General features: G+C 47.8%; 22 protein-coding genes, 1 pseudogene and 1 other annotated feature. Of the genes and pseudogenes, 10 read left to right on the forward strand and 13 right to left on the reverse strand.

All coding sequences use genetic code 11. From position 1 onward, the window contains the following. Nucleotides 1–41: 41 nt before the first annotated feature. The 6 genes and pseudogenes from KW548_15755 to KW548_15780 all read right to left on the reverse strand — a co-directional run bounded on the left by KW548_15755 (nucleotide 42) and on the right by KW548_15780 (nucleotide 9,840). A complete protein-coding gene (locus tag KW548_15755; protein ID QXX06488.1) occupies nucleotides 42–455 on the reverse strand; it encodes a MarR family transcriptional regulator in 414 nt (137 codons plus the stop codon). Between the two features lie 109 nt (nucleotides 456–564). Beyond that, nucleotides 565–1,487 (reverse strand): annotated as a pseudogene (gene nlpI, locus KW548_15760) (lipoprotein NlpI). A gap of 138 nt (nucleotides 1,488–1,625) precedes the next feature. After that, entirely contained in the window at nucleotides 1,626–3,758 is a 2,133-nt protein-coding gene (pnp, locus tag KW548_15765) for a polyribonucleotide nucleotidyltransferase (protein ID QXX06489.1), read from the reverse strand. A 408-nt stretch (nucleotides 3,759–4,166) separates the two neighbouring features. Then, nucleotides 4,167–4,724: a hypothetical protein gene (locus KW548_15770; GenBank protein QXX06490.1), complete on the reverse strand. Its 558-nt coding sequence runs from the start codon at nucleotides 4,722–4,724 to the stop codon at nucleotides 4,167–4,169. Further along, nucleotides 4,681–7,011 carry a BRCT domain-containing protein gene (locus tag KW548_15775; protein ID QXX06491.1) on the reverse strand — a complete coding sequence of 777 codons (2,331 nt, stop codon included), beginning with the start codon at nucleotides 7,009–7,011 and terminating at the stop codon, nucleotides 4,681–4,683. Before KW548_15775 ends, KW548_15770 begins: the two co-directional genes overlap by 44 nt. A 21-nt stretch (nucleotides 7,012–7,032) precedes the next feature. Then, nucleotides 7,033–9,840, reverse strand: a complete 2,808-nt coding sequence (locus KW548_15780) for a hypothetical protein (GenBank protein QXX06492.1) — start codon at nucleotides 9,838–9,840, stop codon at nucleotides 7,033–7,035. A 387-nt stretch (nucleotides 9,841–10,227) separates the two neighbouring features. Here KW548_15780 and KW548_15785 point away from each other — a divergent pair, with 387 nt between their 5' ends. The 3 genes from KW548_15785 to KW548_15795 are packed head-to-tail and all read left to right on the forward strand — an operon-like array spanning nucleotide 10,228 to nucleotide 12,522. After that, nucleotides 10,228–11,067, forward strand: coding sequence for a hypothetical protein (locus KW548_15785; GenBank protein ID QXX06493.1), 840 nt, complete (start codon nucleotides 10,228–10,230; stop codon nucleotides 11,065–11,067). Next, nucleotides 11,039–11,419 carry a hypothetical protein gene (locus KW548_15790; GenBank protein QXX06494.1) on the forward strand — a complete coding sequence of 127 codons (381 nt, stop codon included), beginning with the start codon at nucleotides 11,039–11,041 and terminating at the stop codon, nucleotides 11,417–11,419. The genes KW548_15785 and KW548_15790 overlap by 29 nt, the downstream gene beginning before the upstream one ends. Continuing rightward, nucleotides 11,416–12,522 carry an AAA family ATPase gene (locus KW548_15795; GenBank protein ID QXX06495.1) on the forward strand — a complete coding sequence of 369 codons (1,107 nt, stop codon included), beginning with the start codon at nucleotides 11,416–11,418 and terminating at the stop codon, nucleotides 12,520–12,522. The genes KW548_15790 and KW548_15795 overlap by 4 nt, the downstream gene beginning before the upstream one ends. 185 nt (nucleotides 12,523–12,707) lie before the next feature. Here the strand turns inward: KW548_15795 and rpsO are convergent, their stop codons facing one another. Then, a complete protein-coding gene (rpsO, locus tag KW548_15800) occupies nucleotides 12,708–12,977 on the reverse strand; it encodes a 30S ribosomal protein S15 (protein ID QXX06496.1) in 270 nt (89 codons plus the stop codon). Nucleotides 12,978–13,124: 147 nt separating this feature from the next. On the opposite strand from rpsO, the gene KW548_15805 reads away from it, so the two are divergent. From KW548_15805 to KW548_15825, 5 genes are all read left to right on the forward strand, one after another. Beyond that, nucleotides 13,125–13,283 (forward strand): hypothetical protein, encoded by a 159-nt coding sequence (locus tag KW548_15805; protein QXX06497.1) that lies wholly within the window; start codon nucleotides 13,125–13,127, stop codon nucleotides 13,281–13,283. 315 nt (nucleotides 13,284–13,598) lie between these two features. Beyond that, nucleotides 13,599–14,297 (forward strand): 5'-methylthioadenosine/S-adenosylhomocysteine nucleosidase, encoded by a 699-nt coding sequence (gene mtnN, locus KW548_15810; GenBank protein QXX06498.1) that lies wholly within the window; start codon nucleotides 13,599–13,601, stop codon nucleotides 14,295–14,297. Nucleotides 14,298–14,320: 23 nt separating this feature from the next. Next, nucleotides 14,321–15,274 carry a cobalamin biosynthesis family protein gene (locus tag KW548_15815; GenBank protein ID QXX06499.1) on the forward strand — a complete coding sequence of 318 codons (954 nt, stop codon included), beginning with the start codon at nucleotides 14,321–14,323 and terminating at the stop codon, nucleotides 15,272–15,274. Beyond that, nucleotides 15,275–16,099, forward strand: coding sequence for a vitamin B12 ABC transporter substrate-binding protein BtuF (gene btuF, locus KW548_15820; GenBank protein QXX06500.1), 825 nt, complete (start codon nucleotides 15,275–15,277; stop codon nucleotides 16,097–16,099). Nucleotides 16,100–16,183: 84 nt separating this feature from the next. Continuing rightward, nucleotides 16,184–16,804 carry a TRIC cation channel family protein gene (locus KW548_15825; GenBank protein QXX06501.1) on the forward strand — a complete coding sequence of 207 codons (621 nt, stop codon included), beginning with the start codon at nucleotides 16,184–16,186 and terminating at the stop codon, nucleotides 16,802–16,804. Nucleotides 16,805–17,025: 221 nt separating this feature from the next. Here the strand turns inward: KW548_15825 and thrC are convergent, their stop codons facing one another. From thrC to thrL, 4 genes are all read right to left on the reverse strand, one after another. Further along, nucleotides 17,026–18,309: a threonine synthase gene (gene thrC, locus KW548_15830; protein QXX06502.1), complete on the reverse strand. Its 1,284-nt coding sequence runs from the start codon at nucleotides 18,307–18,309 to the stop codon at nucleotides 17,026–17,028. Then, on the reverse strand, nucleotides 18,306–19,262 hold the full coding sequence (gene thrB, locus KW548_15835; GenBank protein QXX08092.1) for a homoserine kinase: 957 nt from the start codon (nucleotides 19,260–19,262) through the stop codon (nucleotides 18,306–18,308). The genes thrC and thrB overlap by 4 nt, the downstream gene beginning before the upstream one ends. A 17-nt stretch (nucleotides 19,263–19,279) precedes the next feature. After that, a complete protein-coding gene (gene thrA / locus KW548_15840; protein ID QXX06503.1) occupies nucleotides 19,280–21,739 on the reverse strand; it encodes a bifunctional aspartate kinase/homoserine dehydrogenase I in 2,460 nt (819 codons plus the stop codon). A 30-nt stretch (nucleotides 21,740–21,769) separates the two neighbouring features. After that, nucleotides 21,770–21,892 (reverse strand) — a sequence feature (Thr leader region). Then, nucleotides 21,825–21,902, reverse strand: coding sequence for a thr operon leader peptide (gene thrL, locus KW548_15845; GenBank protein QXX08093.1), 78 nt, complete (start codon nucleotides 21,900–21,902; stop codon nucleotides 21,825–21,827). (Overlaps the previous feature by 68 nt.) A 268-nt stretch (nucleotides 21,903–22,170) precedes the next feature. Between thrL and KW548_15850 the strand changes: the two genes are divergently transcribed. Then, complete coding sequence (locus KW548_15850; protein QXX06504.1) at nucleotides 22,171–22,632, forward strand: hypothetical protein; 462 nt, start codon at nucleotides 22,171–22,173, stop codon at nucleotides 22,630–22,632. Here KW548_15850 and KW548_15855 read toward each other — a convergent pair. Beyond that, nucleotides 22,629–23,114 (reverse strand): putative 4-hydroxy-4-methyl-2-oxoglutarate aldolase, encoded by a 486-nt coding sequence (locus tag KW548_15855; GenBank protein QXX06505.1) that lies wholly within the window; start codon nucleotides 23,112–23,114, stop codon nucleotides 22,629–22,631. The genes KW548_15850 and KW548_15855 overlap by 4 nt on opposite strands. Before the next feature lie 29 nt (nucleotides 23,115–23,143). Continuing rightward, nucleotides 23,144–23,533 carry a DUF3293 domain-containing protein gene (locus KW548_15860; protein QXX06506.1) on the reverse strand — a complete coding sequence of 130 codons (390 nt, stop codon included), beginning with the start codon at nucleotides 23,531–23,533 and terminating at the stop codon, nucleotides 23,144–23,146. A 324-nt stretch (nucleotides 23,534–23,857) separates the two neighbouring features. Here KW548_15860 and arcA point away from each other — a divergent pair, with 324 nt between their 5' ends. Beyond that, nucleotides 23,858–24,574: a two-component system response regulator ArcA gene (gene arcA / locus KW548_15865; GenBank protein ID QXX06507.1), complete on the forward strand. Its 717-nt coding sequence runs from the start codon at nucleotides 23,858–23,860 to the stop codon at nucleotides 24,572–24,574. Nucleotides 24,575–24,675 lie beyond the last annotated feature (101 nt).

Consider the following 24,675-nt stretch of genomic DNA (forward strand, 5'->3'; position numbering starts at 1 on the left):
AGCTAGGCTAACTAAATAGTTAAATGAAAGGTTGGAACCCATTAATCCTTTAGTGATTTTTCCAACAGAGATACAAGCTGCCCTGCTTCTTTTTTAGTCAATTTATTGCTCATCGCTTGTGCGATATGCTGATAAACTAACTGTTCTTTCGATAAATCCTTTAACACCTGCTCACTCAGTATGACTCGCTTTGAACGTGCATCCTGGAGACATGAGATACGTGAAACTAAGCCTTTATTTTGCAACCGTGCGACCATATTCGACGCGGACGGTTTGGTTACTTTCATCTCATTGGCTAGGTCGGTGATGCGAATTCCTTCAGGAAATTCGTCGATAACCCTCAAGTAGTCATATTCGTTAAAACTCAGTAGAGATAAAGGATCTTCTTTAGCATGAACTCGCCACGCTTTGGCACAAAAACGTTCCAATTCAATCAGACAATTTTCCAGAGCCATAAAATCTCAGCCTAATTAGTTAGCAAGGCTAACTATTTTAATGTCAGTAGAAATAGATGGCAATAAAAAACCGCTGCGAGGCAGCGGCTTCAATCACAATAGTCACTGGCTACTTTAAACGGGCCTGTTTATTTGGAGAATGAGTCATCCCTTTTTGATGCGCTGCATCATAAATGCCCTGTAGTTCGAGAAAGGCGTAGCGATGTTCAACATATTCAAAGACATTGAAAGAAATGGCCAATTTATAGAATGAAATCGCTTTGGCTAGATCTTCATCGGTTCCTTGAGCTTGGTAACGTTTACCTAAATAGAAATAAACTTCCGTCAAACGCTGGGCCAAAACAGTGCGTTCACTACTGGTTTCCATGATGGTTTTAAAAGCCTCTCTCTCGGAAACCTCACCTAAAATAATCCCTACTAAAAACCATCCCCACTGGTTATCACGGGCCGCATATCTAGCAAGCAACTCTTCTTTTGCAACATGGGGGAAACTTTAGACTTGACGATATACAGCCAAAGAGCTCGGAATGAATCACTGGGATCTTGTTCGTAATGTAACTGCATATCTTCAAGCGCTAGTTCAATACGATCGCCATAGTACAAAGCAATAGCACGATTTCTTGCTGCGTATGAGTTCTCAGGAGCCAACTCTAAAGCAGAATCAAATGCATCATAGGCAGCATCAAAGTCTCTATTTTCTGTGAAATAGACGCCTAACAAATTGAAGAGATCCGCCTGAGCAGGGTAGATTGCCAATGATTGTTCATAATCTAATCGAGCTAAGTTTCTGAGGCCAACATTATCATAATGATTTCCCCTTTCGTTCAGCATTTTAGCTCTCGTTTCGTTGGGTAAATCGGGGCGTTGTAGCAGCTGGCTTAATCTGGCTATCTGTACTTCTTGTTGCAAAGTGGGCTGTAACGCTTCAACCATCGGCGGCAATATCCAATCAGGCTGCTGATCGAATATAGACGCACAACCGCCCGTCACTAACAAAGCCATACTAAGTGTTGCGGTTTGAAACCATTTCACAAATAAATACTCCTGTTGCTGAGCCTTTAACCCAGACTGGTCCGCATTAAAAAAGGGAGCGTGATGCTCCCTTTATAACATGCTTTTAGCAAAATAGGCTAATACACAACACCAGCCTACTTAGCGATATCCGCAGCATTATGCGTCTGTTGCTGGTTTCTCTTCAGAAACCGCTTCTTCAGTCTTTTCAACTGCTTCTTTCATGCTTAGACGTACACGGCCCTGACGGTCGATTTCAAGGACTTTAACTTGAACTTCTTGACCTTCAGCTAGGTAGTCAGACACTTTTTCAACACGCTTGTCTGCGATTTGAGAGATGTGTACTAGGCCATCTTTACCTGGCAGGATAGTTACGAATGCACCAAAGTCTGCTAGACGCGCTACTTTACCTGTGTAGATGCGGCCAACTTCAACTTCTGCCGTGATCTCTTCGATACGACGGATTGCTTCTTTCGCAGCTGTACCTTCAGTTGCAGCAATCTTGATTGTACCGTCGTCTTCGATTTCGATAGTTGTACCCGTCTCTTCAGTAAGAGCACGGATAACTGCACCACCTTTACCGATAACGTCTTTGATCTTCTCAGCGCTGATCTTCATTGTGTGAATACGCGGAGCGAACTCAGAGATATCTTCACGAGCGCCAGAGATAGCTTCATCCATTACAGATAGGATGTGCTTACGTGCACCTTGAGCTTGGTTAAGCGCAATTTGCATGATCTCTTTAGTGATACCTTCGATTTTGATATCCATCTGAAGTGCAGTGATACCAGTGTTAGTACCTGCTACTTTGAAGTCCATGTCACCTAGGTGGTCTTCGTCACCCAGGATGTCAGAAAGAACAACGAAATCATCGCCTTCTTTAACAAGACCCATTGCGATACCCGCAACAGAAGACTTGATTGGCACACCAGCATCCATAAGCGCTAGAGACGTACCACATACAGAAGCCATTGAAGAAGAGCCGTTAGATTCAGTGATTTCTGATACCACACGTACTGTGTATGGGAACTCGTCTACAGATGGCATTACTGCAGCAATACCACGCTTAGCTAGTTTGCCATGGCCGATTTCACGACGCTTAGGAGAACCTACAAAACCAGTCTCACCTACACAGTATGGAGGGAAGTTGTAGTGCAGTAGGAAGTGATCTTTACGCTCACCCGTTAGCTCGTCGATGATTTGAGCATCACGCTGCGTACCTAGAGTCGCAGTTACAAGCGCCTGAGTTTCACCTCGAGTGAATAGCGATGAACCGTGAGTACGTGGAAGAACACCAGTGCGTACGTCTAGCGCACGAACCATATCTTTTTCACGACCGTCGATACGTGGGTTACCAGCGATGATGCTGCGACGTACCACTGTCTTCTCTAGATCGTGGAAGATAGTGTGGATTTCTTTTGTGTTTGCTTCTGGATCTTCAGCAAGAAGAACTTCGTTTACTTCACCAGCAATCTCGTGGATGCGGTCGTAACGAGCCATCTTCTCAGTGATTTGGTAAGCTTCAACTAGCTTAGCTTCAGCAAGTTCAGCGATCTTGTTTACAAGCGTTGTGTTCTCTTCTGGAGCAACCCAATCCCAAGCAGGAGTAGCCACTTCCGCTTTGAATTCGTTGATCGCATTGATCACAACTTGCTGTTGATCGTGACCGTAAACAACAGCAGATAGCATCTCTTCTTCAGTTAGGTTGTCAGCTTCTGACTCAACCATAAGAACAGCGCCTTCAGTACCCGCAACAACTAGGTCTAGTTTAGATGTTTCTAGTTCAGTGGTGCTTGGGTTAAGAACAAGTTGACCGTCGATGTGACCAACACGTGCCGCACCGATAGGACCGTTGAACGGGATACCAGAAATAGCAAGTGCCGCTGACGTACCAATCATAGTTACGATGTCAGGTTGAACGTCTGGGTTTACAGACACAACTGTCGCGATAACTTGAACTTCGTTTTTGAATGCATCTGGGAAAAGTGGACGGATTGGACGGTCGATTAGACGAGCCGTTAGCGTTTCACCTTCAGAAGGGCGACCTTCACGTTTAAAGAAACCACCAGGGATTTTACCCGCAGCGTAAGTGCGCTCTTGGTAGTTAACCGTTAGAGGGAAGAAGTCTTGACCTTCTACCGCTTCTTTTTTACCTACAACAGATACGAATACCGCAGTATCATCCATTGTTACCATAACTGCTGCTGTAGCTTGACGTGCAATAACGCCAGTTTCTAGAGTAACTGTGTGGTTACCGTACTGGAACGTTTTAACAACTGGTTTTTCGAACATGAAAATTCCTTGTTGGATTTTGAGTGAATCCACCACTACCAATCGCGACTAGTGAAAGCAGGCTACCCCACCTCCCATTGAGCCTTGCCAAAAGAAAGACCAATAGAAAGTTAACCAACTTTTAATAGCCGCGACCATTTGGTCGACTTACGTGACTGTAGTTAGTGGACAAAAATGCCGCTATTCAGAAACCTATCGCAAGGTTACTAAAATAGCGGCACGATTATAGACTAGTTCGAGGGGTAAATCCCGTAGAATTTATTGAAACTGTTCAACGCAAGAGGGACCGCAAAGGGCGAATATCTGAAAGCGAAATAATAACCATCATTATTGCTTTTCATACATCACATCAACGCAACTTTAAGAATTTTTATCTTAGTCTCATTTAAAACCACACCACTCATACCCTTAAACGTCCTCTAGAATTTCACAGTCTGGGAACGCATCGCGGAATTTTTGCGGAGCTCTAATCGACTCATAGCCCTGCTCTGCGTCATAGCCCCAGCGGTACAAAGGCTCTGCCGCACGACGCAAGTCAAGCTTCTTCAGTTTTTTTAGCTTGAACAGCACCTTGGGAAACTCAGTAAAGTGGTTAAAGGAGAGATCCAGCTCCTCCAACTCAGTCAGCTCAGCCAATTTCGGCGGCAACTTTTCCAAATGGTTGAAGCTCAAGTTGAACTTCTTCACCTGCAGGTAACGTTCGAAATTAGCAGGCAACGCATTCAAGTAGGAGTTGTGCAGGTCAAGCTCAGTGATCCGCGTCTGCTCGGGCAGCGCTTGTGGCAAGCGGGTCTTCGGCTTACCCAGCTCAAAGCTGTTCTGCATGTAGATGTCTGGAGAGCCATGGCAGTTGATCAAACGCTCCTCATCGGCATCTTTCACCATCAGTTCAAAGCCACAGGCTCTGTTCCAGTTGAGGCACTCACCTTCCACGAACGAGGTGGGTGATGGCTTGGCGGCGCTCACACTCCTCTTTCTGGGTCAGCAGCCACAACAGCCCCTCGCCATAACGGTCAAAATAGGCTTTGGAGAAATCGATACACAGAGGACGCCCCCAACGTTTGGTCAACCCCTTAAGCTTCTTAAACATCGGCCCTTCACCGGTTGGGTTGCCCTCCCAGTTGAGGCCTCGCAGGTCCGACTCGAAGAAGATGCGATCTTTTACCGCCAACTGGAACAGGTCGTCCCCCTTACCGGCCAGCAATTGCTGAATCGATTTGCGCAGAGCCTTATCGCTGGTGGTTTTCAGAATCAGGAATAGTGGCATCCACATCACTTCGGTGACACCCCCTTGAGTTAACATCTCCACCGCCACTTGATGGGAGGCTTCATCTGGAGAGTTCAGCATGGTCATCACGGTATCAACCATGCCGCTGTCTACGGCTTGCTCCTGCTGCAAAAACTGCGGCGCCGCCTGCTCAAACCACTGACTTAGGGCAGTGTCGTCGATCAGCAGATGATGCTGTAAATCCAACAGTTCGGTCTGCTTCGGATTGGCGCCGACCAACACGTGGGTCACGCTGTCGTCCAATGTCTTGCAGATGCTAAATCCCAGCTCCTCAGCCTTGGCCTTGAGCTCAGTGACCTTAAACCCACTCTTACCGCACACAAACAGCACTGTATCGCTGCCTAGGGCTCGACGAGTTAACGCCTGCTCAGCGTTGGCTCTCAGCCACGCGTGGGCGTGTTTCTTAAATGGAGAGTATTTCGCTTCGAGGAAGGTCAGGTGGAAACGACCATCCATCTCGGGCAAATCCCTTGGCTTTGGCGCATGATACAGTTGTTGCCAGTAGGTTTGGCGCTGCTCAAGAGTCAGGGGAGCATTCAGCAAAATCCGCCGCTGTTTGTTCAGAGCTTCACTGCGGGCCACCTGATCGTAGATGCCAAACTCCACCTCAATCTCTGGAGGCATGCACATCAAGAAGTCGGTGCGATCGCCGCTTTGTGCCGTCAGGTTGAGAACCAGACGCTTCAGCGATGGTGCGGTCAGCAGTTGTTCCAATGCCGGCAGTGCGGTGCATGGGCCATGATGGCTAAACTGCTCGATTCGAATCTCGGTAACGCCAGTCATGGCGCTCAGATCCCCAAGCTGCTCGGTAGGGCCATTGCTCACTCGCAATCGAGTGAGGCCAGAATGCTGACGCAGCGTTAACGGCAGCTCGGCATCGGTAAAACCTTCCAGCTGCAGGTATTCCAAATTAGTTAGGGCGCTAAGCACCTTGGCCTCGCCCAAATCTCCCGAGTCACGCAGCTCCAATTTCGTCAGCTGTGGTGAGTTTTTCAGGCCGTCCAGTTGTGCAAATGGCACACCGGTGGCAAACAGATGATCCAAGTGCGGCAAGTTAAGATCGCCAACTACCCCTTTGCCCTCTGAGAACAGATAGATAGAGGCTAAGGATTGCAGCGGCGCCACCAGTTCCGTCAGGTTATAACTGGCGTTGTGAGGCAGGAAGATCAAACGCTCAGCGCTGCCCAGCTGGCAAAACAGATCGCTGGCAACCTCTGTGCCATTTCGCCCCACATTGAGGTGCAGCTCCTTCACTGATTTAGCTCGAATCAAACCACCGGGAGCCACAATTAACTTATCGGCCTCCAGTCGCATCTCATCAAGTTCAGCGTTTCCAGCATCGATAATTCGCTCTATCTGCATCTGACAGTGAGGAGAGATAGAGATCTTCTTGATTGAGTCGGGCAGCAGCAGTTGCTCCACCTGCATCGTATAAGACTCACCATTGTAATGGCGACAATAGAGGTGAAGCTCATTCAGCTCCTTGGCCCCAGAGAGGTTTAGGGCCAGTCGATCCACTTCATCGACCCGAAGATGTAACGTTTGGAGGCGGCTTCCTTCAGGCAGCTCCAGAACCAAAGAGCCCTTCTCCACCTCAAGGTAGATCTCGGTTAGCGCCTGACAGTGTTTGAGATAACCCAATTGGTTGGCTTGGGTAACCACCGCTCCCCGAATCGCCCTAAGGTTTTTAACCATCTCCGGCTCAACGTCGGAGAGCTCCAGCGGATTGGTTTCGCAGTTGAGAATCTTGAGATTCGGAAACGCACTGAACATCTCGGCATCAATCGGGCGCAGAGGCTCCAGATAGCTACCAAAATAGAGCTGTTCAACATTAGGGAAAGCTCGGCCGATCTTGTTCCAATCAGGGGCAACGTCACTCACGCGGTAGCGCAGATTGGTGACGTCCGGGTGGACCTGTTTCAACTGTTCCAGATCATACTCATACAAAGAAGCTTTTTTTGTCATCGAAAAGTGTATCCTAACTCATTAATCCTGAAGCACTTCGCAGTCTGGGCAGGCTTCTAAAAATGCCTGCGGTACCTGCAATTTGTGATAGTTCGAACCATAATCCTCATCCAGCCCAGGACGGGTGGCTCGGCGAAAATCCAGCTTCTTCAGCCAAGGCATCTTCAACAACACCTTGGGAAATTCACGGAAGTGGTTAAAGGAGAGGTCCAGCTCCTCAAGCTGAGTGAACTTAGTCATCGCGCTTGGCAGGGAGTCCAACATGTTGTGGGCCAAGCTTAAGCTGGTGATCTCGGTAAATTGGTCGGCACCTTTTGGCAGCGTACTCAATAAGCAGTTGCCCAGATCCAGACGACGAATAGTACGCCCGCTGGCCAACTCCTTTGGAATCTCGATTTTCACTGCGCCCAGTAGGTTATCGTTATTGAGATAGAACATCGGATGCCAGTGCAGGTTAATCTGGGATTCCTTGTCCCAGAACTCCTGAATCTGATCCATCCCCATGCCTCGACGCCAGTTAAGACAATCACCTTCAACCAGTGATTCCAGCATTGACAAACGCAGCTCAGCTGGGGTCTTTTGCAGCATCACGTAGATAAGGCCTTCGCCATAACGCCTAAAGAACAGCTGCGCAAACTCCATGCACAGCACGTCGCCCCACTTTCTACGCTGCTTCTTAAGCTTATCTACCATCACGCCCTGCCCCTTGAGGTTGCCGTAATCGTCGAGGCCACGGCAGTTGTGGAACAGGATGCGATCGTTCACTGCCAGTTGAAAAGCTTCATCCCCCATGCCCGCCAGCAGATGTTTGATCTGCTTACGAAAGCCATTGTCGGCGGTGGTTTTCAAAATCAGGAACAGCGGCAGACGCATCGCTTCGGTCACCCCACCCTGTTCCAACATCTGTACGGCAACCTTGTGGGACGCTTCATCGGGAGAGGCCAACATCTCCAATACACTGGCCTCCATCGATTCGCCGCCCTCCTGCTGCAGAAACTTAGGCGCATTGACTTCGAAGCACTGCTGCAGCACCGAATCATTAATGATGGCATGGCGCTCAAGGTCGAAACTATCGGTGTTCTTAGGAGCACTGCCCAGCAAAATGTGAGTGACCTTGTCATCCAGTTTCTTGCTGAGACTAAAGCCCACCTCCTCGGCTTTAGCTTTGAGTTCAGTGGCTTTAAAGCCACTGCGTCCGGAAACAAACAAAATACTGTCAGCACCAAAAGGTCGCTGCTGCTGATTGTGCTGAGCCAATTGGCTTAGCCACGTTTTGTGCTGCGCCTTAAAGCGGTTGTACTTAGCCGCCATCATCGTCAAATGGAAATTGGCCGGCATCGTTGGCAGTTCAGCGGGCTTATACACAGGAGCCAAGATATTCAGGTAGCCCAAAGACTCCTCATCACTTAAGTGAGAGCGCTTCAAGATCTGCCATTCCGCCGCCAATTTTTCGTTGCTGATATCCAGCTCCAATTCCGCATTTAAGTTTATCCAGGCGGGAGCAAACTGCTTCAGTTCGATGTCTAGACGCAGCGATTTTAGAGCGGGAATGGTGACCAAGTCCTGCTGTTCTGGCAGTGACGCTTGCTCATGACGCCAAGGCTGAATCCACACGTCAGCAAGAGCCGTCATCTGGCTCATGTCCCCAAGTCGAGGCAAGGTAACTGACAGCAAATTAAGACGCTCAATAGTGCTACTGCTCAGTACCGACGTAGGTAACTGATCCAGTTCCCCTCCTCGCAGGGTCAAACTGGTAAGCGTCGGCAGCTCTGGCATCTGCGACACTTTGCCCTTTAGTAAAAAATTACAGTCGTTCAGTTTCGGGCTGTAAGCCAACCAATCCAGTTGATCGCCGTTCAAACCACAAATCCACGCCCGAGTCAGCTCTGGCAGTACCAACTCATTGGCTTTCTCTAGCGCCCCACTGGCATTGCTGTAATTAAACTCCTCCACCACCACTCCATGAGGCAGCAGTAGTTCTGGGATCTGGGTCTGTTCGCACTTGAGTTCAAACTTAGTAGCTCGAGTCAGCTTGGCAAATAGAGCCGGAGGCAAGGGCGGTGTCGGCTCGGTTAAGGTCAGGGTAAGTCGGTTCAACTCCTTAAGCTCGCCGAGAAGGTCCTCCGCAAGCTCAGCGGAGCCCAAATTCAGAGTTAGCTGGTTTAGGCTTTGGTTGGCACCCAAGACAGCGCCGGGCAGTTTTCCGACACAATAGGCATCTAAGGTGAACTCTTGCAGTGAACTTGGCAAACAAAGCTGATTCACAGAAAGAGCTGCTGGGCCATCATCATAGTAATCCAGTTGCCCCAGAACCACAGAGGTCAGTTGGCTGCTCTCAAGGTCACAACTGAGCGCCCTCACCTGAGGCTCAAGCCCCACCTTAAGTACCTTCAAAGAGGATTGGTCACTGATGGCAACCTTAACGCTGGACTGGTAGAGGCGCACTGTCAACTCAGTCAACTTAGGCAGGCTTGAGAGCAACGCCAAATCCTCATCTCGGCATTGGCTCAGTTTCAGTTTTTCCAAATTGACCAGATGCTCCGGATTAACGTTCTCCAACCTCACCGACAGCTTATCGCGACTTCGAATCGGCATCTCCAGTTCAGACAAGTTGGGGAACTGCTGGAAAAACTCCGCATTGATCTCTTTGCGACCATCGACGCGGCCAAGATCCTCAAAAGTCAGCTTACGAAGTCGAGGGAAGGCTCGGCTGAGCTGCTGCCAACTCTCCATCGGCTCATCACTATCATAAAACAAATGCTCGACATCAAGGTGTACCGATTCCAACAGGGAGTCGTGATTGTAATCTTCCAGTTCCACACTCTGCATGGAGCCTCCTTACGGTTCTGTTCTGGGGGGATGCGACAAAGGCACGGCAGCAAGGGTGACCAACGAGAATCACCTCTAAAATTCGATATAGGTTCGACTTCGAAGCGCTGGGTAGCAGCAGAAATTGATTCGCTCAGTCGAGCATGGTGGATAGGTTTCCAGATCGGTACTGCGAGGTTTTGTCTGTGTACGATTACTGCGCGTACCGGGCTTTACGTTAAAATCACCAGTCATCGCTTTCAACGAAATGCTCCTAAAGCCCTTACTATTAAAATCGAACGTGGATTGACCACCTGAGCATTATATGGATAATTCATTTTAAATCATATAGTTAATCTGGATAACGCTATAAACAACGCCAATCTGTCACGAATCCTAGTCAAACTGATGCTCAATGAGCCCTTTTACGGCCATTATCTGAGTAGTTTTCATAAGGCTACCCTAGAGCGAGGCGACGAAGAAACCGCTCCTCTTGAGATAAAACTAAAAGAAAACAGTAACATTCAGTTCATATGCCACTTTGCACCTTGGGGCGCATTGAGTGAGCCTCAACAGCTGGGGGCACTGAAACATGAAGCCCTGCACTTGGTCTTAGGGCATCCCTTCGGCCGCCACCAATACGCAGACTCAGCCCGTTTTGATCTGGCGGCAGATCTGGTGGTGAATCAATATCTCAGCCCTGACCAATTGGCCCCAAATGCCCCAACTATCGAACTGGTAAACCAGTGGCTGACCGGATTAGGCGCTCCAGAGTTAGAGCCCCATCACGAACTGGGTTACTACTATCAACGACTGCCCCAAAGCAACCAATTCCCGAGCTATCAGGGTTTTAACGGCGCAGGGCTTGGGCACCAAAGCTGGAACGCACTGGGCCAGCTCGATGAAGCCCATCGCTCTCTGGTGAGTCAGCAGCTAGACAGTAAGCTGGAGGAAAGCGCTCAACGCACCGAGCAGGTAAACGCCAGAGCGCGAGGCCTTTTGCCCGCCAGCGTACTAGAAGCGCTTACTCAGGCCATTGCTCGTCGTCGCCCTACAGTTAACTGGCGACGTATACTAAGATTATTCGCCTCTAGCGCTCGGCGCACCTCAGTAAAAAACACCCTACGACGACCTTCTAAACGCTACGGTACCACTCCCGGAACCCGCATTCAGCCTCATCAACACATTCTGGTCGCTATAGATACTTCGGCCAGTGTCGATGACCAACAGCTCAAGCGTTTTTTTTGAGGAGCTACACCATATCTGGCGTGCCGGCGCCGAACTCACCATCGTTGAATGCGATACCGAGATTAAAAGTCAATACCGTTACCGTGGTGAACCGCCGAAAGCGATCAGTGGACGCGGAGGCACCTGCTTTGACGCACCCATTGAAATGGCCAATCGACTGCGGGTTGATGCCACCATCTACTTCACCGACGGTGATGCGCCGCTGCCGGAGATTTCGGCGCGGGCACCTATTCTGTGGCTTATCCACAACGACAGAACTTCGATAAAAAACACACCTCTTCGCCAATGCGGTCGGGTGATCCCCATGGCCGATACCAATACCATCACCGAAACCAGCACGAGACATTCATGACACATAGCCACAACTACAGCTACTACGGTTTAACCTGCCAAGCGCCGGAAGTGCGCAGCTTCATCGAGCATCTGCTACCTAAATCAGGTCAGCGCAGCGTTCCTGTCTGCATCTGGGGCCGTCACGGCATAGGTAAAACCCAGATGGTGGAGCAGATCGCCAAAGAGAGAGGAATGCAGTGGCGCACCATTGCTCCAGCTCAGTTTGAGGAGATGGGGGATCTGTTGGGAATGCCTCAGGTAACCCAAAATGAACAGGGAGAAAACGTAACTCAATTTGCCGCTCCCCACTGGGTGCCGACCGAACCCGGACCAGGTATCCTACTGATTGATGACGTTAACCGCGCCGACGAGCGCATCCTTCGAGGCATCATGCAGCTGCTGCAAAACCATGAACTCATCAGCTGGGCACTGCCTGAAGGCTGGCAAATTGTGCTTACCGCAAACCCAGATGGTGGCGATTACTCGGTCACGCCAATGGACGACGCCATGCTGACCCGCATGATGCACATCACCATGGAGTTTGATGCGAAAGCGTGGGCATTGTGGGCAGAAGGTGCCAACATTGACCCTAGAGGCATCGACTTTGTGTTGACTTACCCCGAGCTGGTCAGCGGCGAGCGCACCACCCCTCGCTCTCTGGTGCAGTTCTTCCAAGCCATTGCGCCAATTGAGGATCTTAAGTCGCATCTGCCACTAGTGAACATTCTCGCTCGCTCCTGTTTAGATGAAACCACCTGCGCCGCCTTCATCGCCTTTGTGGAACAGAACCTGAGTAAGCTGGTTTCGCCTCAGGCGATGGTGGAGGCCAAATCCTTCGATAAGGAGATCGCTCCGCAAATTGAGCGCATCGCCGGCGGTGCCGCACCACGAATAGACATTCTGGCCACTCTGTGTACCCGCCTGTACCACTATCTGAAAGTCAGTGGCGTTAAGCTTAAACCAGCTCAAATTGGCAATGTGCAGGCGTTTCTTAAGCTAGGCTTCCTACCAAACGATCTGCGTCTTGGACTGATGCAGGATCTGATGAACAGCGGCAATGCTTCGGTGAAAGGGGTATTAGCAGATGCGGAACTGGCTAAGCAGTTCCTAAGTAACGCTTAACCTTGTTGCCACTTCCCTAAAGAAAAATGCCAGTTCGCTTAGCGAACTGGCATTTTTATTTAAGGCGATTGATCACTTACTTTTCAGCAAGGATATAACAAATAGAACTGTCAATTTATGAATTTCAGATACAAAAAAGGGGCATATCGCCCCTTTTTCGACAAACTGTTCTATGCAGTCGCTTATTAGCGACGTAGGCCTAGACGCTTGATTAGGTCGTGGTAACGATCTAGATCTTTACCTTTAAGGTAATCTAGAAGCTTACGACGACGAGAAACCATACGTAGAAGACCACGACGGCTGTGGTGATCGCCTTTATGCGCTTTGAAGTGACCTTGTAGGTGGTTGATAGAAGCTGTAAGTAGAGCTACTTGTACTTCTGGTGAACCAGTGTCGCCTTCGCCACGTGCGTAATCTGCAACGATTGTTGCTTTAGTTTCTGCATTCAGAGACATAATTCTCTCCTAATAAGAGTAGGTTAAACGTTGTGCCAGCCAATCTCTGATTCAGCCGACACGAGGAGCGCGAATTATAGGGGATGTACATAGGTTAAGCAATAGGTAATTGCGCGGGATACGGGAGGCGGGAGCGGACTTCGTCCTATGGAAAACTGGAAAACTGGAAAACTGGAAAACTGGAAAACTGGAAAACTGGAAAACTGGAAAACTGGAAAACTGGAAAACTGGAAAACTGGAAAACTGGAAAACTGGAAAGTTTTTGAGGGTTGGCATAGCGTGTCAAACCTTTTTTTCAATACATAACGTTGTCATCCCCGAGAGCGAGGCACGAGCGAGTTGGGGATCTCTTACAGCAAGCAGAAAGCTTTATGAGATTCCCTACTCCTTCCTTCGTCAGTCTATGGAATGACAGTTTACCTCTCAAAGGACGCTGTCCACCTTAGATTTTCAACGCGTAGCACTCCAGCAGGGCGAAGCCCGATCCCGTTTTCCCGAAACGACGTGTTCCATCGGACAAAGTCCGTTCCCAACTCCATAGGGCGCAGCCCGTTCCCATCCTTCCCTTTTCTGTTACACTTAGCGGATTAAAGCTACCTAATTGAAATAACAGGATTCCTTATGAAAATCGGCATCATCGGCGCAATGGAGCAAGAAGTCTCTATTCTTAAGCAAGCTATTGAAAACTGCCAAGAAGTCTCGAAAGCAGGTTGTACTTTCTACGCGGGTAAGCTTAATGGTGTAGAAGTCGTGCTCCTTCAATCAGGTATCGGCAAAGTTGCTGCTGCGATAGGCACAACTATGCTTCTTGACGAGTACCAGCCTGATGTTGTGATTAACACAGGTTCTGCAGGTGGCTTTGACTCAAGCCTAAACCTTGGCGACGTTGTTATTTCAACTGAAGTACGTCACCACGATGCAGACGTAACTGCATTTGGTTATGAAATGGGCCAAATGGCCCAGCAACCAGCGGCTTTCTTAGCTGATGAAAAACTGATGGATGTGGCTGAAAAAGCACTGGCGCAAATGGAAGACAAGCACGCCGTCCGCGGCCTGATTTGCACTGGAGATGCTTTTGTCTGCACCGCTGAGCGTCAAGCGTTTATCCGTACACATTTCCCATCGGTGATTGCCGTTGAAATGGAAGCCTCTGCGATTGCTCAGGCTTGTCACCAATTTAAAGTACCGTTTGTTGTCGTTCGTGCCATTTCAGACGTAGCTGACAAAGAGTCACCAATGAGTTTCGAAGAGTTTCTACCGCTAGCGGCAAAGAGCTCTTCTGAAATGGTCTTCAAAATGGTTGAGTTGCTTAGAGCATAATCGAAATCAAGTGACTGATAATCATGGAAGAGACTTTTAATCAGTTATATTCAAACGGAGCGCTTCTAGTGTTATGGGGCGCTTTATTGTTTCATCTTATCCTCCCTTTTCCCCGTGAAGCGCACCCAGCTATTCTCTGGCACAAATTTGCTGAGCAACTGGCCGACAAGGTCAATACCAATTCCAGTTATTCACAAAGTATGATCTCTGGCACTCTGGCATGGTTGCTGATGATCACGCCTATGCTGATCGTGCTGCTCGCCTTAAAGCCTCTGGTTTGGCAGACCCAGCTGTTTGAGCTTGCCCTGTTATTGCTCGCTATAGACTGGCGTAATACCGATAAATTCACTGCACACTTTGTCGAAGCACTGGCGAGAGAAGATAAAGAGCACGCTAAAATGCTGCTCAAGCCAATGGTAAACCGTTCAACCCAATCGCTATCCCTTCTCGGCTTAGGGAAAGCCGGCACAGAAACGCTAATCATGTCTTACGGTCGCAACGTGGTCGCTGTACTGTTTTGGTACGCCATCGCAGGCGGAATTGGTGCTTTCATTTATCGAATGACTGTTGAGCTAGCTCGTGCTTGGTCTCCATCTCGCGAGAAATTCTCTCCTTTTGGCCTGCCAGTCATTCGTGTCGTGGCGGTGTTAGACTATATCCCTCTGCGCCTATTTGCACTAATGATTGCATTGGGAAAACGCACCCGTGAAGTGTTTGCACTATTCAAGCAACAAGCGAGTAGTTGGCCGCTACCAGGTCCATCATGGTTGATCATAGCTGTCGGTGCGAAACAAGAACTTTCTCTCGGAGGGCCTGCTATTTATGACGGTAAGAAATCGGTGCGCAGCAAGCTGGGAGGACGAATAGCGCCCTCTGCCATACATATTGCTCAAGTACAGCGCCTGCTAGCATGGCGAATGTTCGCTTGGATCATGGTGCAAAGCGCTATCATGGGCCTCATTTATCAAGGAATCTAAATGCAGATACGGCTGCTTACCCTCGTTACACTACTGTTTTCCGCGCTGGTTAACGCAGATCCAGTGGAGCGCGTAATTAGCTTAGCCCCTCACGCGACCGAAATAGCTTATGCTGCGGGTTTGGGCGACAAACTAATCGCCGTCAGTGACCACAGCGATTACCCTGAAGAGGCAACAAAGCTGGAAAAGGTTTCCAACTACCAAGGCATAAAACTAGAGCGCATTATCGCGCTCCAACCAGATCTTGTGATTGCATGGCCAGCCGGAAATCCGGCGAAAGAACTGGAAAAGCTGAAACAATTTGGTATCAACATTTACTACTCGACCACCGGCTCACTGGATGACATTGCCAACAACATCGAACAATTAAGTCAATATTCGCAAGATCCATCCGTCGGACTCAATGCAGCCAAGCAATATAGAAGTCGGCTGGCAACATTTAAACAGCGCTATCAAACAGACCTCCCAGTGAGGTATTTCTACCAGCTAAGCGAACAGCCGATCATTACCGTCGCAAAAGGGAATTGGCCAAGCGAAGTATTTTCGTTTTGTGGAGGTGAGAATGTGTTTGCAAAAAGTGCAGTGCCGTACCCACAAGTTGGCACTGAACAAGTGGTGTTAAGTGAACCAGAAGTCATCTTTACTTCAGAGCATGCCATCGCAAAAGGGAGCCCTTGGTTAGACTGGAAACAACAGTTGTCAGCGGTAGAAAACGGATACGTCTGGTCACTGAATTCAGATTGGCTCAACCGACCGACGCCCAGAACACTTAATGCAATTAAAGAAGTTTGTGAGCACTTCGAAACCGTCAGGCGAAATCGCTAACACCGTTTAGGTCTGATACCATACAATCCGCCGTCGTTTTTGTTCCTCAGGATCAACTGAGCATTTGTAAGAGATATTCATCCCGTGGATTCCATGCTGCTATACAGTGTCGATTTATTCGGCACCGCCATTTTCGCTATCTCCGGAGTACTGCTTGCTGGCCGACTCAAAATGGACCCTTTTGGTGTTGCCGTACTTGGCAGCGTAACCGCTATTGGAGGCGGTACAATCCGTGACATGGCATTAGGTGCCACCCCGGTATTCTGGATTACTGACACCAATTATTTATGGACCATTTTGATCACCTGCCTGCTAACGATGCTCATTGTTCGCCGTCCTAAACGTCTCGCTTGGTGGATTTTGCCAGTATGTGATGCAATCGGTCTTGCGGTGTTTGTTGGTATTGGTGTTGATAAAACCATGGCCTATCAGGATTCAGCACTGGTTGCCATCATCATGGGTGTAATTACTGGATGTGGAGGCGGTATCATCCGTGATGTACTTGCGCGGGAAGTGCCTATGGTACTGAGAAGTGAAGTCTATGCTACTGCGTGTATCATCGGTGGAGTATTCCACACCACGGCGCTGGCGATGGGGCATGATCCTGACACTGCATTCTTAGCAGGCGTCTTTTCTACTTTGTTGATTCGCCTAGGTGCGATTCGCTGGCACTTGTCTCTACCAACATTTGCTTTGAATCGTTAAACAAGGATGGTTGGAGGGTTGGCACAATGCCAACCTTTTATTATTAGAGTCATCCTCAAGAGCGAGGAACGAACGAATTGGGGATCTCTTAAAGCAAGTCGAATACATTTGGAGATTCCCTACTCGCTCCTTCGTCACTCTATGGAATGACTATTAGGTAATAACCCACAGAAACAAAAAAGGTCGCCTAAGCGACCTTTCTCATCTTCCATTCTTTAGGATTACTGTTGTACTCGGCGCAGTACATCTTTTAGCAAGTCAAAGTCATTAGCTAGGTCTTCAGATAGAAGCTCCATTGCTGCGTGCTTTGCGAGTGGTCCTGGTAGTTCGATATCGGAACCTAGAATATCATCGACGACTTCTTTGAACTTAGCTGGGTGAGCCGTACAAAGGAATAGACCCGTTTCACCTTCTTGCAATTGCTCTTCAAGGACGCGGTATGCAATCGCACCGTGTGGCTCACATAAGTAACCAAGCGAGTGCAAGTCTTTCACCGACTGCGCACTTTGCTCATCAGAAACCGCACCTTTACCTAGAGTCTCTAAGCCCCACTCTTTCACGCGGCATAGCTCTTCGATACGTGGCCAGTTGTTTGGCTGGCTGACATCCATAGCATTCGAGGTGGTTGCCACTGTTGGCTTGGGCTCCCACTTACCGGTTTCTAGGTAGCGCGGCACGGTATCATTAGCGTTAGTCGCAGCAATAAAACGTTTGATTGGTAAACCAAGTGCTTTAGCCAATAGGCCCGCGGTTAAGTTACCAAAGTTACCACTTGGTACAGAAACAACAAGGTTTTCACGCTGCTCTTTGCTCAGCTGAGAAGCCGCCTCAAAGTAATAACAGATTTGCGCCATCAAACGACTGATGTTGATTGAGTTTGCTGAGTTTAGGCCAATTTCTTCACGTAACGCAGCATCATCGAAAGCTTGTTTCACAAGCGCCTGACAAGCATCGAAGTCACCATCGATCGCTACAGTGTGAATGTTTTTTCCAAGCGTACAGAATAGCTTCTCTTGTAATGGGCTAATCTTACCTTTAGGGTAAAGAATCACCACATTGATGTCTTCCATTCCATAGAAAGCATGAGCCACTGCTGCACCCGTATCACCCGATGTTGCGGTTAGAATGGTGATTTTACCGCCATCAGAAACAGCCGCGAGTGATTGCGCCATAAAACGACCACCAAAGTCTTTAAACGCTAGAGTTGGACCATGGAACAACTCTAGGGCATAGACACCATCTTTAACTTGATTGATTGGCGCAGGGAATTGGAAAGCCGCATCCACTAGCGAGTTCACTTTCTCTTCCGCAAGCTCATCACCAATTAACGCAGAAAGAACTTTTGTACTTCGTGAAACAAAATCTTCTGCCAACAGGGCATCGATATCATCGAACTTAGGCAACTCTTGTGGAAAAAAGAGGCCTTGGTTACGACCTAACCCTTGGCGAACGGCTTGGCCAAAGGAAACTTGTTCATCATTTTCTTTTATATTGTAAAGCTTCATAGCTCACTTCCTGTTACTTTCGAGCCCTGTTTGTCTAAACGACAAACATGGACGAATCCTTCTTGGTTTTGTACGTAATTTTGTTCTAACCAGCGAGCAACTCGCTCAGCGACATCTTTATCTTTGCAAATGCTAAACAGCGTCGGACCACTTCCAGAAATACCAGTAGCTAAAGCACCGGCTGTAGCTGCATATTTACGTGCATCAGCAAAGCCTGGTAGCAGTTTCTCACGATACGGTTCAGCGATCACGTCTTTGATCATCTTAGCCGCCAGCTCTGGCTGGTTCGAATGGCAAGCATGGATAAAGCCGGCCAAGTGTCGACCATGAGCAATGATATCCTGACGACGATACTGAGAGGGTAGGATCTCACGGGCTTCTGCCGTTGATACTTTAATCCCCGGATACGCCATGACCCAGAACCAGTCATCAAAACATGGTACTTCCTGGCTGATGATGCCAAGCTCTTCAAGCATCAACTGAACACCACCTAGGTAGCATGGTGCGACATTGTCGTAATGTATACCACCAGATATCTGCCCTTCCATCTCACCCATCAATGCCAACAGCTCAGTTTTATCCAACGGGTTACCATGGAACTGGTTTAGCGCATCCAGAGCCGCGACAATAGAACAGGCACTAGAGCCTAACCCAGAACCGATAGGCATGTTCTTCTCAAGCGTCATTTCAAGGGGTAACAGAGTCACGCCTTTCTTATCTAGCTCTCTGGAGAACACTTGCCAACAATCATAAACGATATTTTCTTTAGGGTTTTCCGGTAACTTGGAAACAAAATCGCCCGCCGTTTTGAGGCTAAAAGACTCGTTTCCAGCTTTCACCATCACTCGATCACCGAGCAAGGTGCCATCAATAGGCGATACTGCAGCGCCGAGTACGTCAAAACCAACACTCACGTTACCAATTGACGCTGGGGCGTAAACCACCACATCCATACCACTACTCATCCGCTTTAAACCCCTAGTTTCCATCCTAAAGTACGCATCACATCTGAGAACACCCCAGCCGCAGTCACTTCTGTACCCGCACCATAACCACGCAATACTAGTGGAATCGGCTGATAGTAGCGACTGTAGAAGGCCAATGCGTTCTCACCATCTTTTATCTTGAACATAGGATCATTTTCATCAACAGCAGCAATACTCACACGACATTGGCCATCATTGATTTCTCCAACATAACGTAGCACTTTACCATCTTCCGCAGCCTTGGCAGACAACTCTTGGAAGTATGTGTCTGCCTCAGGCAGTCGTGCCATAAATTCATCTACGCTTCCCGAATCATCAAAACCTGGTGGCAATGCTTGATCAACCAGTACGTCTTCCAGCTCTATATTCATGCCGGCTTCACGCGCTAGGATTAATAGCTTACGAGCAACGTCCATACCAGACAGGTCATCACGTGGGTCTGGTTCGGTAAAGCCATTGTCTTTAGCAATATTGGTCGCCTGGCTTAGTGTCATACCTTCATCAAGCTTACCGAAGATGTAGGACAGCGAACCAGAAAGAATCCCGCTAAAGCGCTCAAGTTCATCCCCTGCGGAGATAAGATTTTGCAGGTTTTCGATCACTGGCAAACCAGCGCCAACTGTTGTTTCATACATCAACTTGCGACGAGAACTACGAGCAACATCGCGCAATTGATGGTAGTAAGCCATACTCGACGTATTGGCTTTTTTGTTTGGTGTAACAACGTGGAAGCCCGCGGCCAAGAAATCTGCGTATTGGTTAGCGATAGATTCTGAAGAAGTACAATCCACTAAAACTGGGTTGATAATGTGGTTGCGCTGAACCAGTGAAATCAACCGTGCAAGGCTAAAGTCTTCCGTTGCGTCGTTTATTCGGTCACGCCAGTGCTCTAAAGGCAGACCTTCACTGTCAAGCAGTAATCCCTTGCTGTTCGCCAAACCACAAACTCTTAGAATGATGCCTTTTTCTGCCAGTTTCGCTTGCTGACGCTGAATTTGATCCACCAGCTCGCCACCAACGCCGCCGACACCGACAACAAATACATCCAAGAAGTGTTTAGAGTTAAACAGGTTCTCATGACATGCTTTTATCGCCTCAGAAATCTTATCTTCAGGAATCACAGCAGAAATCGCACGTTCAGAAGATCCTTGAGCGATGGCCACGATATTGACGTTCACTTCAGCTAGAGAAGAGAAGAATTGAGAAGCGACACCGCGCGAGGTACGCATACCATCACCAACCAGTGTCACAATAGCGACATCGTCCATAAACTCAACTGGCTCAAGAAGACCATCTTTGAGCTCCAACTCGAACGAGTCGCCGAGTGCTTGCTGAGCGATGGCTTTATCTTCCGCTTCAATACAGAAACTGATGCTGTACTCGGAAGAAGACTGAGTGATCAGCACAATAGAAACACCAGCTGAAGACATAGCACCGAATACACGGCTCGCCATTCCGACCATGCCTTTCATACCCGGACCTGAGACATTGACCATGGTCAGGTCACTAAGCGTCGTGATCCCTTTAATGGCTAGGTTATCCTCGCCAGTATCTTGACCAATTAACGTCCCAGCCCCTTGAGGGTTGAAGCTATTTTTAATTAAACAAGGAATATGGAACTGAGCGATAGGAGCAATGGTTTTAGGGTGAAGTACAGAAGCACCAAAGTAAGACAGCTCCATCGCTTCTTGATAGCTGAGTGATTTCAGTAGACGCGCATCATCAACCAAGCGTGGGTCACAGTTGTATACACCATCGACATCCGTCCAAATTTCACAGCAATCAGCACGCAAACAGGCTGCTAACACTGCTGCCGAGTAGTCAGAGCCGTTACGCCCGAGAGTGACAAGCTCACCCTCTTCGTTACCTGCGGTAAAACCTGGCATGATATTGACGTGGCCTTCAGGCAGAGGGTTTTGACGGAAATTCTGGGTAGAGACCTCAACGTCAACCATCGCCTCCAAGTGTTCACCGTTTGCGTAGAGGTATTTCACTGGATCTATTAGGCTAGCTGGTTGACCTTTTGCTTCCAATACCGCTTTCATAAGCTGAATGGATACCCGTTCCCCCTTGCTAATGATACGTGCATTAACGTTGTCTGGACACATGCCCAGCAGGTTAATCCCATGTACAAACTGACGCAATTGAGTCAACGAGGTTTTCACTTGGTTATCATAGCCTGAGCCATCAATAGTAGGCAGGACTTGCTTGATATCCTGATACAGATCGCGGAAAGAATCCTCCAACTCAGCGATTTGCAGCTCGGCCTCACCATTTTTCAACGCACCTTCAATCACGGCAACGAGTTTATTCGTTGTTTTTCCGGGCGCAGAGAGAACAACAGCGACCTCTTCTTGCTGAGCATTATTAGCAATAATATCTGCTGCTCGTAAAAAACGATCGGCATCTGCTAATGATGAGCCTCCAAACTTTAAAACACGCATCCCTTCCTCCAAATATCTGTAAATTAGTTATAAAAAAAGGCCTGTATCTTGTGGGATACAGGCCTTTTTTATGAATTTCTTTCGCTTAGCAGCCTGCCCCAACATGTGTGATGTCGGTAATAATAATGGTTGTGGTCATTACTAAGTGGCTGTGGTTTTGCATAGTTTAATGTTATTGCGATTGTGTGTTTGCTTACCCATACGTTTAACCTATTTATTCAGTATGAGTCAACGAAAAATTTTATTTTTTTTACACTTCGGTCCAATTGGCTTCTGTGAGCCAGTTCAATAAGTTATGTCACTAGAAAACAAAATGAGTCAGGTTGCATATTGATGAGTTCTAGTTTTAGCAGAAAAAGATTCTCCCCGTGCTTTTGTTTTATGCTTTAATTGATCTTGCAGTGGATAGTTAACAATCAAGGAGTGGCAAAATGAAAATAATACTAAGCCTTTTGCTTACTCTTGTTGCGAGCTCATCAATCGCTACAGAGCTTCCTGCTTTACCATCACAACAAAAAATATCTCCACATAAACTGTTCCTCTCTAGTGAGAGCGAACAACGCGACTTCGACACTTGGAAGATTGATGGCGGTTACTCTTATAACGTGTTTGATAATATCGACTTGTACGTAGGAGCCCGCATTAATCAAGGGAGTCATATCAACGAAAGTGGATTTTTAAGTGGTGTCAGCTATCAGATAACACCAAGGGTCTCAGTGAAAAGTACTCTGCATTCGTACAACGAAGGAAACACGGCAGAGGGGACGGATAAAATCATAGCGGCAGAAGTCTCTAGTCGCATGAGATTGACAGAAAATCTCGATCTCCACGCCACTCTCGAACATCAAGAGTGGCAACAGGAGCTGGAAGTCGGCATCGGCTTTCGTTTCTAACTCCAGTCCAACAATTCTGTAGAGGTTAATACACCGTTCCAGTCGGCGTAGACGTAGTCCCCAGGCTGGATCATCTGGTTGTGTATCGTCAAAGTCACATTCGTGTCACCCGCCCCACGCTTTTCCGTTTTAAATGGGCTGGTTCCAAGCGCCTTGACTCCCAGTTCCATTTCCGCCATTGCAGCCGCATCACGAATAGCACCATAAACAATCACGCCCTCCCAGTTGTTATCAATCGCTAGGATCGCCAATTGATCACCAAGCAACGCTTTTTGACAGGAACCGTGCCCGTCGATAATCAGCACTTTGCCTTTCCCGTCATTACTCAAGGTTTCCCTAACTTTAGAGTTGTCGTGGTAGCAGCGAACCGTAACAATTTCTCCCCAAAAAGCACTTCTTTTACCAAAAGTGTGTAAGGGTAAATCCAACGACGTTACTTTCTCTTCATGTTTATCACATATATCTGGTGTTATATCTTTCATTTTCCCTCCATGAATATGGCTTTAATTCCTTATTTGCATCGATATTTCCACTCACCTAAACCGACTTTCATTCCGTCGGCCAAACAAGAGAGCAAAAACAGCTCGTTACCATCAACATAGTAGATGGCGTTCTGCTGATATTTACGTCCTAGCAATAGTGCTTGTGACTCATCAATATCGACAGCGAAACTCTCTTCAGCCCAACCAAAACTTTCATCTCCGACTAGCACTTCAACAAAGTAAGTATGGCTAAATTCTTGAGCTAAGTAGCGATTATTTCCTTCATTTTGTTGTTTAGACTGCCACTGACTGGCGGGGTTCCACGCCGTGATAATGGCAAACCGATAACAGTTTGGCGAGCGAATGAATTTGAAGTAAGGGTCTGAATATGCTTGCCAAGTTTGTGCATCAATCATCATATAAACCACAGTTTTACATTTGTTTTAGACTATTAATATTTGTTACATTCGAACTCTTGATGTAAATCAACAAAGTGCATGGAATTAACATTCTGACGTTGTTAGCATGCTGTTAACATTATAGAATCCGCCTCAAAGACTAATAGAACAGTGAGGAAAAGGGACCTCAAGAGGCGAATTGGGACCATGGAAGGCGGGCAGTCAAAGAAACAATGTATTTTTACAGTCTTTGGTTTATTATCAACATCACATTACCTGTATGTTAGGTTTTTGCCTAGAATTTATTCTATTAGCACAGTTTTTTCACAAGTTTAGGTACCGCCAATGCAAACCCCGCACATTCTTATTGTTGAAGATGAGCAAGTAACTCGTAACACTCTAAAGAGTATTTTTGAAGCAGAGGGATACGCTGTTTTCGAGGCCAGTGACGGTGAAGAGATGCACCAGGTGCTGTCTGACAACCAGGTAAATCTGGTTATAATGGACATTAACCTGCCGGGCAAAAATGGCCTTCTGCTTGCGCGTGAGCTGCGCGAGCAAGCAAATGTGGCATTAATGTTCCTGACTGGTCGTGACAATGAAGTCGATAAGATCCTCGGACTTGAAATTGGTGCAGATGACTACATTACTAAGCCATTTAATCCTCGCGAGCTAACTATTCGTGCTCGCAATCTGCTGAATCGTTCCATGAGCTCCAGTGTGGTCACGGAAGAAAAACGCAGCGTTGAGAAATACGAATTCAACGGCTGGGTATTGGATATCAATAGCCGTTCACTGGTTAGTCCAGGAGGTGATGGCTACAAACTACCACGTTCTGAGTTCCGTGCTTTGCTTCACTTCTGTGAAAACCCAGGCAAGATCCAGACACGTGCCGACCTGCTTAAGAAGATGACGGGTCGTGAGCTGAAGCCACATGACCGCACGGTAGATGTCACTATCCGTCGTATCCGTAAGCACTTTGAGTCAGTCTCAGGTACTCCGGAAATCATCGCGACAATTCACGGTGAAGGTTACCGATTCTGTGGTGATTTAGAAGAGTAACCACCAAGGTAAAGATAAAAAAATGGAGCCAGTAGGCTCCATTTTTTTGTTTTATCAGCTATGGCTTAAATGGTATCAACTTATCAGCAAGCTGTGATTCA

The organism is Vibrio neptunius (genome assembly GCA_019339365.1).
GTDB classification, from domain to species: Bacteria; Pseudomonadota; Gammaproteobacteria; order Enterobacterales; family Vibrionaceae; genus Vibrio; species Vibrio neptunius.